The sequence below is a fragment of the Burkholderia stabilis genome (assembly GCF_001742165.1).
GTDB classification, from domain to species: Bacteria; Pseudomonadota; Gammaproteobacteria; order Burkholderiales; family Burkholderiaceae; genus Burkholderia; species Burkholderia stabilis.
This window is the reverse complement of the sequence record NZ_CP016443.1, coordinates 518,377-531,546: the sequence shown is the minus strand read 5'-3', so window position 1 is coordinate 531,546 and position 13,170 is coordinate 518,377. Positions and strand designations below refer to the sequence as shown.

General features: G+C 66.5%; 11 protein-coding genes. 8 read left to right on the top strand and 3 right to left on the bottom strand.

Annotated elements, in window-relative coordinates:
- Position 1: 1 nt before the first annotated feature.
- A complete protein-coding gene (locus BBJ41_RS20450; protein WP_069748156.1) occupies positions 2 to 1,387 on the bottom strand; it encodes an amino acid permease in 1,386 nt (461 codons plus the stop codon).
- Between the two features lie 318 nt (positions 1,388 to 1,705).
- On the opposite strand from BBJ41_RS20450, the gene BBJ41_RS20445 reads away from it, so the two are divergent.
- Both BBJ41_RS20445 and BBJ41_RS20440 read left to right on the top strand, forming a co-directional pair.
- The gene (locus BBJ41_RS20445) at positions 1,706 to 2,179 is read left to right on the top strand and encodes an Lrp/AsnC family transcriptional regulator (protein ID WP_069748155.1); all 474 of its coding nucleotides are present in this window, start codon (positions 1,706 to 1,708) and stop codon (positions 2,177 to 2,179) included.
- Between the two features lie 451 nt (positions 2,180 to 2,630).
- Complete coding sequence (locus tag BBJ41_RS20440; protein ID WP_069748154.1) at positions 2,631 to 2,966, top strand: hypothetical protein; 336 nt, start codon at positions 2,631 to 2,633, stop codon at positions 2,964 to 2,966.
- 121 nt (positions 2,967 to 3,087) lie between these two features.
- Here the strand turns inward: BBJ41_RS20440 and BBJ41_RS20435 are convergent, their stop codons facing one another.
- Positions 3,088 to 3,945, bottom strand: coding sequence for a DMT family transporter (locus BBJ41_RS20435; protein ID WP_069750284.1), 858 nt, complete (start codon positions 3,943 to 3,945; stop codon positions 3,088 to 3,090).
- 411 nt (positions 3,946 to 4,356) lie between these two features.
- On the opposite strand from BBJ41_RS20435, the gene BBJ41_RS20430 reads away from it, so the two are divergent.
- From BBJ41_RS20430 to BBJ41_RS20405, 6 genes are all read left to right on the top strand, one after another.
- Positions 4,357 to 6,030, top strand: coding sequence for a phospholipase C (locus BBJ41_RS20430; protein WP_069748153.1), 1,674 nt, complete (start codon positions 4,357 to 4,359; stop codon positions 6,028 to 6,030).
- A gap of 96 nt (positions 6,031 to 6,126) precedes the next feature.
- Positions 6,127 to 7,548 (top strand): cytochrome-c peroxidase, encoded by a 1,422-nt coding sequence (locus BBJ41_RS20425; protein WP_069748152.1) that lies wholly within the window; start codon positions 6,127 to 6,129, stop codon positions 7,546 to 7,548.
- Positions 7,549 to 7,692: 144 nt separating this feature from the next.
- Positions 7,693 to 8,403 carry a GntR family transcriptional regulator gene (locus BBJ41_RS20420; protein WP_069748151.1) on the top strand — a complete coding sequence of 237 codons (711 nt, stop codon included), beginning with the start codon at positions 7,693 to 7,695 and terminating at the stop codon, positions 8,401 to 8,403.
- 64 nt (positions 8,404 to 8,467) lie between these two features.
- Complete coding sequence (locus tag BBJ41_RS20415) at positions 8,468 to 9,274, top strand: SDR family oxidoreductase (protein ID WP_069748150.1); 807 nt, start codon at positions 8,468 to 8,470, stop codon at positions 9,272 to 9,274.
- Between the two features lie 35 nt (positions 9,275 to 9,309).
- Positions 9,310 to 10,242, top strand: coding sequence for a 3,5-dioxohexanoate:acetyl-CoA acetone transferase (gene kce, locus BBJ41_RS20410; protein WP_069748149.1), 933 nt, complete (start codon positions 9,310 to 9,312; stop codon positions 10,240 to 10,242).
- A gap of 222 nt (positions 10,243 to 10,464) precedes the next feature.
- The gene (locus BBJ41_RS20405; protein ID WP_069748148.1) at positions 10,465 to 11,793 is read left to right on the top strand and encodes an MFS transporter; all 1,329 of its coding nucleotides are present in this window, start codon (positions 10,465 to 10,467) and stop codon (positions 11,791 to 11,793) included.
- A gap of 51 nt (positions 11,794 to 11,844) precedes the next feature.
- On the opposite strand, the gene BBJ41_RS20400 is transcribed toward BBJ41_RS20405, so the two are convergent.
- Positions 11,845 to 13,167, bottom strand: coding sequence for a TIGR00366 family protein (locus BBJ41_RS20400; RefSeq protein WP_069748147.1), 1,323 nt, complete (start codon positions 13,165 to 13,167; stop codon positions 11,845 to 11,847).
- Positions 13,168 to 13,170 lie beyond the last annotated feature (3 nt).

Genomic DNA, 13,170 nt, shown 5'->3' with positions numbered 1-13,170 from the left:
GTCAGCGTGCGGATGCGCCGTCGCGCACCGCATAGCCTGCATTCTTCTGACGGAAGCGATACCCGATCGCGAGCACCGCGAGCCATACCGGGATCAGGTACACCGACAGGCGGAGATCCGGCGTCAGGTACATCACGACGAGAATGCCGGCCATGAATGCCAGGCACAGGTAATTCGTGAAAGGATAGCCCAGACTGCGGAAGGAAGTCTCCTCCCCGGCTGCGCGCTTGGCCTGGCGGAACTTCAGGTGGATCAGGCTGATCATCGCCCAGTTGATGATCAGCGCCGACACGACGAGGCCCATCAGCACCTCGAACGCCTTGCCCGGCATGAAGTAGTTGACCAGCACGCACAGGCCGGTGGCGAGCGCCGACGCGCCGAGCGCGGCGAGCGGAATGCCGCGCTTGTTCACCGAGCACAGCACCTTCGGCGCGTTGCCCTGCTGCGCGAGGCCGAACAGCATCCGGCTGTTGCAGTACACGCCGCTGTTGTAGACCGACAGCGCGGCCGTCAGCACGACGACGTTCAGCACGTTCGCGACCAGGTTGCTGCTCAGCGCGTGGAAAATCAGCACGAACGGGCTGCCGCCGCTGACGACCTTCTCCCACGGATACAGCGACAGCAGCACGGCGAGCGCGCCGATATAGAAAATCAGGATGCGGTAGATGACCTGGTTGGTCGCTTTCGGGATGCTGCGCTTCGGATCGTCGGCCTCGGCCGCCGTGATGCCGACGAGTTCGAGCCCGCCGAACGAGAACATGATCGCGGCCATCGACATCACGAGGCCCGATACGCCGTTCGGGAAGAAGCCGCCGTGCTGCCACAGGTTCCGGACGCTGGCTTCCGGCCCCGCGTGGCCGCTCGCGAGCAGCCAGCCGCCGAAGCCGATCATCCCGACGATCGCGGCGACCTTGATGATCGAGAACCAGAATTCCGTCTCGCCGTACGACTTCACGCTGGTCAGGTTGATCAGGTTGATGACGACGAAGAACACGAGCGCCGACACCCAGGTCGGCACGCCCGGCCACCAGTACTGCACGTAGATCCCGACGGCCGACAGTTCGGCCATGCTGACGAGGATGTACAGCACCCAGTAGTTCCAGCCGGACAGGAAGCCGGTGAAGTGGCCGAAATACTTGTCGGCGAAGTAGCTGAACGAACCTGCGACGGGCTCGTCGACGACCATCTCGCCGAGCTGGCGCATGATGAAGAACGCGACGATGCCGGCCACCGCATAGCCGAGCAGCACGGACGGGCCCGCCATCTTGATGGTCTGCGCGATGCCGAGGAACAGCCCCGTGCCGAGCGCGCCGCCGAGCGCAATCAGCTGGATGTGCCGGTTCTTCAGCCCGCGCTTCAGGCCGTCGCTCTCGTTTCCAGAAACCATGTCTTCTCCACTCTGTCCGCCTCCGCCGGAAGCGGTGCGGCGCGCCTCGGTGTGCCGGGCGCTGTTTTGCTGTGCCGGCGGCCGTTCGTGGAGCCGCCGGGTTGGGGACTGCAATCTTCGCGTGGCGTCGCCCGATTCCTGTCGGCGTGCCCGCCAGACCGGCCGCCGACTGCCGCCGCGCCCGCGTTGCTGCGGTCGCACACGAAAATCCGGCGTCAGTTTAGCGTCGCGACGGCGAAATCGGGTTGCGTAACCCGTTCATGCAAACCCTACATTATGAGATAAGATTGCATCGAGGAGACAAACGAGGAAACAAAAATGCCTGAACCGGTTCTCGACCGCATCGACCGCCACTTGCTTTCGATCCTGCAGGAAAACGGCCGTGCGTCGAACCTCGACCTGGCGAAGGCTGTCGGCCTGTCGCCCGCGCAGACGCTGCGGCGCCACCGCCGGCTGGAAGAGATCGGCGCGATCCGCCGCTACGAAACCCGGCTGTGCCCCGATACGCTCGGGTTCGGCGTCACCGCGTTCGTGCACGTGACGATGGAGCGCGGGCATATCCGCGATCTGTCCAAGTTCCAGAAACTGGTGTCCGACCTCGCGCAGATCCAGGAGTGCTTTTCGGTGACGGGCGATATCGACTACGTGCTGAAGGTCGTCGCGCACGATCTGAAGGGATTGTCACGGTTCCTGCTCGAAACGCTGATGCGGATTCCCGGCGTGAGCGGCGTGCATTCGAGCGTGTGCCTCGACGAGATCAAGTGTACGAGTGCGATGCCGGTTGAAGCATGACGGCAGATTAGCGCCGACAGGTCACTTCGCATACGGACACCGATGGGGCCGGGACCGTACGGTTCCCCAACCGGCGTGGCCCCGACGGGCTCAAACCCTGCAACCACGTGCCAGATCACCCGTTGTGCCGCTCTTGGCATGCCCCTCTGCCGCGCCCGAGTTCAGCGCTTCGCACACGCTGACTAGCGACGCTTCAATTTCGACTAACGAAATCCAGGAAAACGCAGCCGCTTGCGTCGTCACCTGTTCCGCACCCGTCATCATCGATTGAAAAAGCTTTCATCGCTTTTCGGCGAATCCCACGAAAAATCATACAAGTCCAATAGGCGGTTTATTTTTTACCGGCGATCGTCTTCGGCTTTTTAACGCAAAAGGAGAACAGGATGCGCCGAACAACAGATTGGTATTCAGACTTGGCAGATTCGAAAGAGATTCTTTTCTGGGAAATCAAATGAAACGGCTGGTTGTCGCTGTCTCGGGATTCATATGGGGCTTGTTCGTCGCCTGGGCATCTCTTTACACGTTCAGCCGTATTCATTGGCCCGCGGCGCCATCGCATTCGACCGGCTGCAACGACATGGAACACTGTGCGCCTCACACGGTATTTATCGCGGGCTTACTCGCTTTGACCATGTGGCCGTCGGTGGTCTTCGCCGCACTCAATGCCTTCGCTTATCTGCGTTGGTCGCTGCGTAAATGGGCTCTCGTTTTCGGTGCAACGACGCTATTTGTCGTCTTGTTTTATCTGGCGCCGTATGCGGTACCCGTTTTAGGCCTTTTCAGCTAAATCGGACCACTGGAGCGATGCAACGCCGCCCGCGCGCTGCGTCGCTCCCTTCAATCATCCCTTCGTTAAGTCGCCAGCAATTCCATTCGACTTTGTCGAAACCGGCGACCTCCGCAGCCGCTCACCGCACCGCCTCGAACGCACTGATCAACAACGCCCCGGCCGCGATCACCACACAGCCGGCCGCACGGCGCGGCGTCAGCCGCTCGCCGAGATACACGCGCGCAATCAGCGCCGCGAACACCACGCTCGTCTCACGCAGCGCCGACACCGGCCCCATCGGCGCGCGGTCCATCGCCCAGATCACGATGCCGTACGCGAGCGCCGCGAACACGCCGCCGCAGGCCGCCTTCGCCGTTTCGCCGACATCCTGCGTCAGCCGCAGCGGCCCCACGCGCAGCCGGTAATACGCGGCCATCATCCCGCCCGTCAGCACGAACATCCACGCGGTATAGCCGACCGTGCTGCCGCTTTCCCGCACGCCGATCCCGTCGACCACGCTGTAGGCCGCGATCGACACGCCCGTCGCGAACGCAGTCGGCAGCACCTTTGCCATCGAATGCGTCGCGCCGCGCCCGCGCTCCAGCCCGATCGCCAGGATGCCGGCGCAGATCAGCACGAGCCCGCATTGCGCGCCGGCATTCAGCCGTTCGCCCGCGAACGCCGCCGCACCGAGCGTGACCAGCAACGGCGCGGTGCCGCGCGCGACCGGATACGAAACGGTCAGGTCGCCATGCTCGTACGCACGCACGAGCAGCAGCGTATAGACGACGTGCAGCACCGCCGATGCGACGACGCACAGCCAGCTCGATGGTGAAATCGGCGCGGCGGCCGGCAGGAACAGCAGCGCGAACAGCCCGATCGCGATCTGCAGCACGGTGGCCGAACGCAACCGGTCGCCGCTGCTGCGGACCATTGCGTTCCACGACGCATGCAGGAACGCGGCACACAGAACGGCAAACAGAACGGGAATCGGCACGATGAATACTCGATGACGGTCGGCGACGCGAATCGTCGCCGCAGGGCGTTCATCGTATGAATCTGTCACCCGATTGTCAAAAAAGGCGGCCCGAGCGGCGCTGCAAACGAACCGTCCGACGGCGCCTTTTTGCCCGCCCCGCCCGCCCCGCGCGGCGCACGCGGCAGACGGCCAGCCCGCCGCGAAATGTGTCGCGCAGGTTTCACATGGTCCGCCCCTTTCCGTTCTCTTTCGCCTCCGGTTGCGCCGTAATGAAATCGATACCGCAACGCAACCATCGCGAAAACACTCCGTCCCCATATCTTCATACGCGACTGTTCCAATGCGCGTGCTCTCTCACGAGCTCCGCGCCGAACCCACACGGCGACGGGGCCGCTCTCCACCATCGAAGACCTTAACTGGAGTTTCCCGATGTTCCGTCAAGCCTTGCTCGTCACCGCCTGCGCAGCCGCGGCGCTAGCGCTGTTCGCCTGCGGCGGCAGCGACGATCCCACGTCGACGCCCGCGGTGTCGTCGCAGGATGCGCTGCAGACCGCCACGCCGATCAAGCACGTCGTCGTGATCTATGGCGAAAACATCTCGTTCGATCACTACTTCGGCACGTACCCGAACGCGACGAACCCGTCGGGCGAACCGGCGTTCTCGGCCAAGTCCGGCACGCCGACGCCCAACGGCCTGACGGGTACGCTGCTCACCGCGAACCCGAACTTCACGAACACGGCCAACGGCACCGACGCGGCGAACCCGTTCCGCCTCGACCGCACGCAGGCCGCCACCGCCGACCAGAACCACGCGTACACGGCCGAACAGCAGGCCGAGGACAACGGCCTCGCCGACCTGTTCCCGAAATACACCGGCAAGGGCTCGTCCGGCGGCGCCGGCGCGTTCGGCACGAAGGGCCAGGTGATGGGCTACTTCGACGGCAACACCGTGACCGCGCTGTGGAACTACGCGCAGCGCTTCGCGATGAGCGACAACATGTACACGACGTCGTACGGCCCGTCGACGCCGGGCGCGCTGAACGTCGTGTCGGGCCAGACCAACGGGATGCAGATCGTCAAGACGTCCGCGCAGCCGTCGACGCTCGCGAAGAGCTCGTACTACATCAATGACGGCCAGGGCGGCTTCACGATGATCAACGACGTCGACCCCGGCAACGACGTGTGCTCCAGCACGACCGACCAGGCGTTGATGAGCGGCAAGAACATCGGCGACCTGCTGAACAGCGCGAAGATCTCGTGGGGCGGCTTCATGGGCGGCTTCAACCTGTCGACGACGAACGGCAACGGCACGACGGGCTGCGCGCGCAGCACGGTCGCCACCGCCGTGAACGCCGCGACGACCGACTACATCCCGCACCACAACTGGTTCCAGTACTACGCGTCGACGTCGAACCCGCAGCACACGCGGCCGAGCTCGGTCGCGGCGATCGGTTCGAGCTTCCAGACCGACGGCAAGACAGCCGAACCGGCGAACCACCAGTACGACACGGACGACTTCTTCGCAGCCGTGAAGGCCGGCAACTTCCCGTCGGTCAGCTACCTGAAGGCGCCGGCCGCCCAGGACGCGCACGCAGGCTACTCGGATCCGCTCGACGAGCAGGCGTTCGTGACGAAGGTCGTCAACTTCCTGCAGCAGCAGCCGGACTGGCAGAACACGGCCGTGATCGTCACGTATGACGACTCGGACGGCTGGTACGACCACGTGTACACGGCACCGACGCGCGCATCGTCCGACCCGGTCGACCAGGTCAACGGCAGCGGCAAGTGCGGCACGGGCGGCACCACCGGCGTGAACGGCGCCACCGTGAACGGCCGCTGCGGCCCGGGCGTGCGCATTCCGCTGATCGTGATCTCGCCGTATGCGAAGCAGAACTACGTCGACCACACGATGATCGACCAGGCATCCGTCGTGCGCTTCATCGAGGACAACTGGCTCGGCGGCCAGCGCATCGGCGGCGGTTCGTTCGATGCGACGGCAGGCGACCTGCGCGGGCTGTTCGACTTCACGTCGAAGCCGAACACGACGCCGCTGTATCTCGACCCGACGCTCGGCACCGCGCTGAGCGCCGCACCGTCGATCTGACCGGCATCAACGCATGAAGGCAGGCCGGCGCATCACGCGCCGGCCGTTTCCGTTTAACGCGCCGCATCAGGCGGCGCCAGATTTCCGACCGACAGCATGACAGCTCGCCCCGCGTTCCCGTCCCCCGACGCCTCCGGCACTCCCGCGCCGCGCGCCCCTTCCCGCCTCCTGCGCCGCACCGCGTTCGTGCTCGGCGCGGCCGTGCTTGGCTATGGCGCGTTCGCGATCGCGTTCCCCGCGCAGGTGCCCGCGGCGATCGGCACCGTCGTCGCCGACTGGACGGGCGCGAACCCGCACCCGGTCGTGCTGCAGCGGCCTGCCGCGCAGCCTCTGTCGGCGGTCGCGCAGCTCGGGCGCGCGCTGTTCCTCGATCCGTCGCTGTCCGCGTCGGGCAAGCAGTCGTGCGCGTCGTGTCACAGCCCCGATCACGCGTACGGGCCGCCGAACGCACTCGACGTGCAGCCGGGCGGCCTCGCGATGACACAGCAGGGATATCGCCCGCCGCCGTCGCTGATGTACCTGTACCGCCAGCCGAATTTCAGCATCGGCCCCGATGCCGGTGAAAACGACGCCGCGCCGAGTGTCGCGCAGCAGGCTGCGTCGGCGGCCGGTGTCGTCAAGGCGCAGAAGGTGGCCGGCACATCGGCCGCGCCGCAGCTCGTGCCGCAGGGCGGGATGTTCTGGGACGGCCGCGCCGATACGCTGCAGCAACAGGCGTTCGGCCCGCTACTGAATCCGGTCGAGATGGCGAACACGAGCATCGACGACGTCGCGCACAAGCTCGCGCAGTCGGCGCATCGCACGCAGTTCGAGAAACTGTTCGGCGCGCGCGTGTTCGACAGCTCGCAGCTCGTAGTGTCGGAGGCAATGTTCGCGATCGCGCGCTACCAGGTCGAGGATCCGTCGTTCCATCCGTACGACAGCAAGTACGATCGCTGGCTCGAAGGCCGTGCGCGCCTGTCGCAGGCCGAGCTGCGCGGGCTGCGCCTGTTCAACGATCCGGACAAGGCGAATTGCGCGGGCTGCCACCTGTCGAAGCCCGGCAAGGACGGGCTGCCGCCGATGTTTACCGACTACCAATACGAAGCGCTCGGCGCGCCGCGCAACAAGCAGTTGGCGCAGAACCACAATGCGGCGTTCTACGATCTCGGCGTGTGCGGGCCGTTCCGCGACGATCTGAAGGACCAGACGCAGTATTGCGGGATGTTCCTCACGCCGACGTTGCGCAACTCGGCGACGCGCCACGTGTTCTTCCACAACGGCGTGTTCCACACGCTCGACCAGGTGATGGCGTTCTATAACGAGTGCAGCATCTCGCCGCAGAAGTTCTATTCGCGCGGCGCGGACGGCAAGGTCGACGAATACGACGACATCCCGCCGAAGTACCGCGCGAACGTCGACGTGACCGATGCGCCGTTCGATCGCAAGCCGGGCGACACGCCCGCGATGACGGCGCAGGACATCAAGGATATCGAGGCGTTCCTCGGCACGCTGAACGACGAGCCGGTGCGGCACTGAGCGCCGGGCAGGCGGCATCGGCCCGCCGCCTGCCCCCTCGTTTTCCCCAATCCCGTTCACCTTGACGCCGTTCCCCCGATCGGCAACACTTCAGTCACTCAAGTGTGATCACAGATCGCAGATCAAACCCAGGAGAATCCCGTCGTGGCGCCTCGTATCGTCCCGCCTGCACTGAAAGCCATCGAGCAGGAAACGATGGCCGACAAGGTCTACCAGCAACTGCGCGAAGCGCTGATGAGCGGCCGTTTCGCGCCCGGCCAGGCACTGAGCCTGCGCAGTGTCGCGGAAGCCGTCGGCTCGTCGACGATGCCCGTCCGCGCGGCGCTCACGCGGCTGCGCGCCGAACGTGCGCTGGTCGACGGCCCGAACCGCGCGCTCGTGGTGCCGCCGATGACGCTCGACATGCTCGACGAACTGCGCGACGTGCGGATCGCGCTCGAAGGCTGCATCGCCGAGCGCGCATGCGCGCGGATGACCGACCCGCAGGTCGCCGCCGTGCGCAAGACCTGCGAAACGATGCAGGCGCATGTCGAGGCCGGCCGCTCGCGCGCTTACCTGCAGAGCAATTTCGCCTTCCACAGCGCGATCTACGCGCACGGCGCGAGCGAAAACACGCTCGCGATCGTCGAGAACCTGTGGATGCGCGTCGGGCCGTTCCTCAACATGGTCGCGCTCGACATCCCGCACATGCGGCGTTCGATGGACGCGCACCGCGCGATCGTCGATGCGCTCGAACGGCGCGACGGCGCGGGCGTGCGGGCCGGCATCGCACTCGACATCGGCGGCGCCGCGCACGACCTCGCCGAGACGCTGCGGGCCGAACAGACGCCGCGGACCGTCAACGCGAAACCGTAGCGGCCGCTTGCCGCCATCGCGCGGCCGCATCAGCCGACAACATCAACCATGGAGACAACCCGGCATGACAGCTTCCGACCTGCTGAAACCCTATGACGGCCTGCGCGTTCTCGTGACGGGCGGCGCATCGGGCATCGGCCTCGACATCGCCGACGCGTTCGCGGAGTGCGGTGCGCGCGTGCATGTATGCGACGCGTCGCAAGCCGCGATCGCGGCACTCGCCGACCGGCCGCCTCGCGCCGGCGCCGGTGCGATCGGCGCGACGCTGGCCGACGTATCCGATCCGGCCGCCGTCGAGCGCGTGTTCGCCGACGTATCGGCCACGCTCGGCGGCCTCGACGTGCTGGTCAACAACGCGGGCATCGCGGGCCCGACCGGTGGCATCGACGAGATCGACCCCGTGCAGTGGGAGCAAACCATCGCGATCAACCTGACCGCGCAATTCCAGTTCGCGCGCCTCGCCGTGCCGCTGCTGCGCGAATCGAAGCACGGCGGCGCGATCATCGCGCTGTCGTCGGTCGCGGGCCGGCTCGGCTACGCGTTCCGCACGCCCTACGCGGCGACCAAGTGGGCCGTGGTCGGCCTCGTGAAAAGCCTTGCGATCGAGCTCGGGCCGCTCGGCATCCGCGTGAATGCGATCCAGCCCGGCATCGTGCGCGGCCCACGGATGCGCCGCGTGATCGAGGCGCGCGCGCAGCAGCTCGGCATCGGCTACGACGAAATGGAACAACGCTATCTCGAGAAGATCTCGCTGCGGCGCATGACCGATCCGGCCGAGATCGCCGCGACCGCGCTGTTCCTGTGCTCGCCGGGCGGGCACGGGATCACCGGACAGGCGATTTCCGTCTGCGGCAACGTCGAAGTGCTCTGAGCCCTCCTGCATCGCTCACCGAAAGGAATCCATCCGTGGCAAACGCTCGCAAAGTCATCATCACCTGCGCCCCGACCGGCGCGATCCATACGCCGTCGATGTCGCCCTACCTGCCCGTGACGCCGCACGAGATCGAGACGGCCGCCGTCGCGGCCGCGCAGGCCGGCGCGGCGATCCTGCACCTGCACGCGCGCAACCCGTCCGACGGCAAGCCGACGCAGGATCCGGCCGTGTTCGCGGAATTCCTGCCGCGCATCAAGGCGCAGACCGATGCGGTCATCAACCTCACGTCGGGCGGCAGCCCGCACATGACGGTCGACGAGCGGCTGCAGCCCGCGCTGCATTTCCAGCCCGAGGTCGCCTCGCTGAACATGGGCTCGATGAACTTCGGGCTGTATCCGATGCTCGAGCGTTTTCGCGAGCTGAAGCATCCGTGGGAACGCGAACATCTCGAGAAGAGCCGCGACCTCGTCTTCAAGAACACGTTCGCCGACATCGAAACGATCCTCACGCGCTGCGGCGCGAACGGCACGCGTTTCGAATTCGAGTGCTACGACATCTCGCACCTGTACAACCTCGCGCATTTCGTCGACCGCGGGCTCGCGAAGCCGCCGTTCTTCGTCCAGAGCGTGTTCGGCCTGCTCGGCGGCATCGGCGCGCACCCGGAGGACCTGATGCACATGCGCCGCACGGCCGACCGCCTGTTCGGCGACGATTACGTGTGGTCGATCCTCGGCGCCGGCCGCAACCAGATTCCGCTCGCGACGATCGGCGCCGCGCAGGGCGCGAACGTGCGCGTCGGGCTCGAGGATTCGCTGTGGATCGCGCCGGGCAAGCTCGCGGAATCGAGCGCCGCGCAGGTATTGAAGATGCGGCAAGTCCTTGAAGGCCTGTCGCTGGAGATCGCGACACCGGCCGAGGCGCGCGCGATGCTCGCCCTCAAGGGCGGCGACGCGGTGAATTTCTGATCGTCGGGTAGCGCCCCAAAACCAGGACCCGCAAGCGCAGTGACAAGGCGCCGGCCCGAACCGGCCGGCGCCAGGACGCCCATCATCGCCCCGCTCCGTTCGAGCGCCGCCGGCGCGGCTCCGTCGTCTGCCCATCCGCTGCGCACCTCGCAGCGGCATCTGCCGAACGCGGCGCGCCGTGCTTGCCGTGCGCGCCGGTTCGCCCTTACCGGAGTCGTCCGCATGTCCACTCAACACGCTCAGGCCTTGCCTTCCGCCGCCGGCGACGCGAGCGCGTCGCTGAACCGGCTGCTGTTCCGCAAACTCATGCCGCTGCTGATCGCCGCGTACGTGATCAGCTTCCTCGACCGCACCAACATCGCGTTCGCCAAACACTCGATGGGGGTCGATCTCGGCATTTCATCCGCCGCGTACGGGCTCGGCGCGGGCCTGTTCTTCCTGACCTATGCGTTCTTCGAGATCCCGAGCAACCTGATCATGCATCGCGTCGGCGCGCGCTTCTGGATCACGCGGATCATGGTCACGTGGGGCGCATTGTCGATCGCGATGGCGTTCGTCAGCGGCGAGACGTCGTTCTACGTGATGCGCCTGCTGCTGGGCGCCGCCGAAGCGGGCCTGTTTCCCGGCGTGATGCTGTATCTGACGTACTGGTTCGGCCGCGAGGAACGTGCGCGCGCAACCGGCTATTTCCTGCTCGGCGTGTGCATCGCCAACATCGTCGGCGGGCCGCTCGCCGGCGCGCTGATCGAACTCGACGGCACGCTCGGCTTCCACGGCTGGCAATGGCTGTTCGTCGTCGAAGGCATTCCGGCGATCCTGCTCGCGTTCGTCGTGTGGACGCGATTGCCGGATCGCCCGAGCACCGCGCCGTGGCTCTCCCCGGAAACCGGCCGCGCACTCGAGCGCACGCTGGCCGCCGAACAGGATGCGGGCGTCGACACGCACGGCGGCCACGCGTTCGGCGCCGCGTTGCGCGATCCGCAGATCTGGCTCGCGATCTTCGTGTACTTCTGCCATCAGTTGACGATCTATACGGTGATCTTCTTCCTGCCTGGCATCATCGGCGCGTCGGGACGCTTTTCTCCGTTCGCGGTCGGCTTGCTGACCGCGCTGCCCTGGCTCGCCGCAGCGGTCGGGGCGGCGACGCTGCCGCGCTTTGCGCGCGAGTCGCGCCATTCACGCCGGATGCTGTGCGCGGGGCTGGTCGTGATGGCGGCCGGCATGGTCGGCGCCGCGCATACGTCGCCGGTCGCGGGGCTCGCCTGCGTGTGCGTGGCCGCGTCGATGTTCTTCGTCGTGCAGTCGATCGTGTTCACGTTTCCGTCGTCGCGGCTCGGCGGCAGCGCACTGGCCGGCGGGCTCGGGCTCGTGAATACGTGCGGGCTGCTCGGCGGCTTCGTCGGACCGACCGTCGTCGGCGCGATCGAGCAGGCCACCGGCAACGCGAAGAACGGGCTGACGCTGCTGGCGGCCGCGCTCATCGTCGCGGCGTTCGCGAGCCTCGCCCTGCGTCATGGACACGAACGGTCCGAAGCGCGGTCGCACGGTTGACGGCCGGCGCGATGCGGGCATCGAATCCCGCCCGCATCGCGCCTTGCCTCGTCAGAACAGATACATCCCCGCGACGAACACGACGCCCGAGAACAGCAGCGTCGTCACGCAGTACCCCATGATGTCGCGCACGCCGAGCCCGGCGATCGCCAGCGCGGGCAGCGCCCAGAACGGCTGCGCCATGTTGGTCCACGCCTCGCCGTAGGCGATCGCCATCGCGGCCTTGCCGAGATCGGCGCCGAGCGCCTGCGCGGCCGGCATCACGAACGGGCCCTGCACGACCCAGTGGCCGCCGCCCGACGGCACCGCGAAATTGATCACGGCCGAGCTGAGGAATGCGAGCAGCGGGAACGTGTGCACGTTCGCGATATCGACGAACCACTTCGTGATCACGCCCGCGAGCCCCGAGTGATCCATCAGCGCCTGGATGCCCGCGTAGAACGGAAACTGGATCATGATCCCCGACGCACCGCGCGCCGCACCGGCCACCGCGCGCGCATAGGCCATCGGCGTACGGTGCAGCAGGATGCCGGCCGCGAGAAACGCGAGGTTCACGGTGTCGATGTCGAGCGCGAAACCCTTCTGCACGAATCGCAGCACGAGGAATGCCCCGCACAGCGCCGCGACGAAGATCGACAGCAGGCGGCTCTCTTCCAGCCGCTCGGCGAACGTCGCGTCGGGGCCGAGCTTGCGCTCGACGCTCGGCGGCTCGGCGAGCAGCGCCGGATCGACGCTGACGACGTCGCCCGGCTTCGGCATCATCATCCGCGCGAGAAACGGCAGCATCACGATCAGCCCGATCGTGATGAACGCGTTGTAGCCGGTGAAGATCGTCTGCGACACGGGAATCAGCCCGATGGTCTTTTCCATCGGATTGCCCTTCGTGGCCGCGACGAGCGGGACCGAGCCCGACAGCCCGCCATGCCAGCTCAGGAAGCCCATGTACGCGGATGCGACGAGCAGCCGGTAATCGCTGCCGGCCACGCGGCGCGCCACTTCACGCGCGAGCATCGCGCCGAGCACCAGCCCGAAGCCCCAGTTGATCGCGCAGGCGAGCGCGCCGACGAACGCGACGAGCATCACGCCCTGCCCCGGCGTGCGGGCCGTGCTTGCCAGCGCAACGAGCATGCGCTTGACGGGCGGCGAGCTCGCGAGTGCGTGGCCGGTGACGAGAATCATCACCATCTGCATCGAGAACGCGAGCAGGTTCCAGAAACCCGAACCCCACATCGTCGTGAGCTGCACGGGCGTATTCGGCGTGAGGCCGAACGCGAGCGCGAAGGTCACGATCGTCAGCAGGATCGCGAAAATCAATGGGTCGGGCAACACGCGGTGGACCACCTGCGTGAAGAAGCGTGAAATGCGCTGAATCAAGTT

Excerpts from the sequence above, each read along its gene's own strand:
- BBJ41_RS20450 (WP_069748156.1), bottom strand. The coding sequence starts at position 1,387 with ATGGTTTCTGGAAACGAGAGCGACGGCCTGAAGCGCGGGCTGAAGAAC.
- BBJ41_RS20445 (WP_069748155.1), top strand. The coding sequence starts at position 1,706 with ATGCCTGAACCGGTTCTCGACCGCATCGACCGCCACTTGCTTTCGATC.
- BBJ41_RS20440 (WP_069748154.1), top strand. The coding sequence starts at position 2,631 with ATGAAACGGCTGGTTGTCGCTGTCTCGGGATTCATATGGGGCTTGTTC.
- BBJ41_RS20430 (WP_069748153.1), top strand. The coding sequence starts at position 4,357 with ATGTTCCGTCAAGCCTTGCTCGTCACCGCCTGCGCAGCCGCGGCGCTA.
- BBJ41_RS20425 (WP_069748152.1), top strand. The coding sequence starts at position 6,127 with ATGACAGCTCGCCCCGCGTTCCCGTCCCCCGACGCCTCCGGCACTCCC.
- BBJ41_RS20415 (WP_069748150.1), top strand. The coding sequence starts at position 8,468 with ATGACAGCTTCCGACCTGCTGAAACCCTATGACGGCCTGCGCGTTCTC.
- BBJ41_RS20405 (WP_069748148.1), top strand. The coding sequence starts at position 10,465 with ATGTCCACTCAACACGCTCAGGCCTTGCCTTCCGCCGCCGGCGACGCG.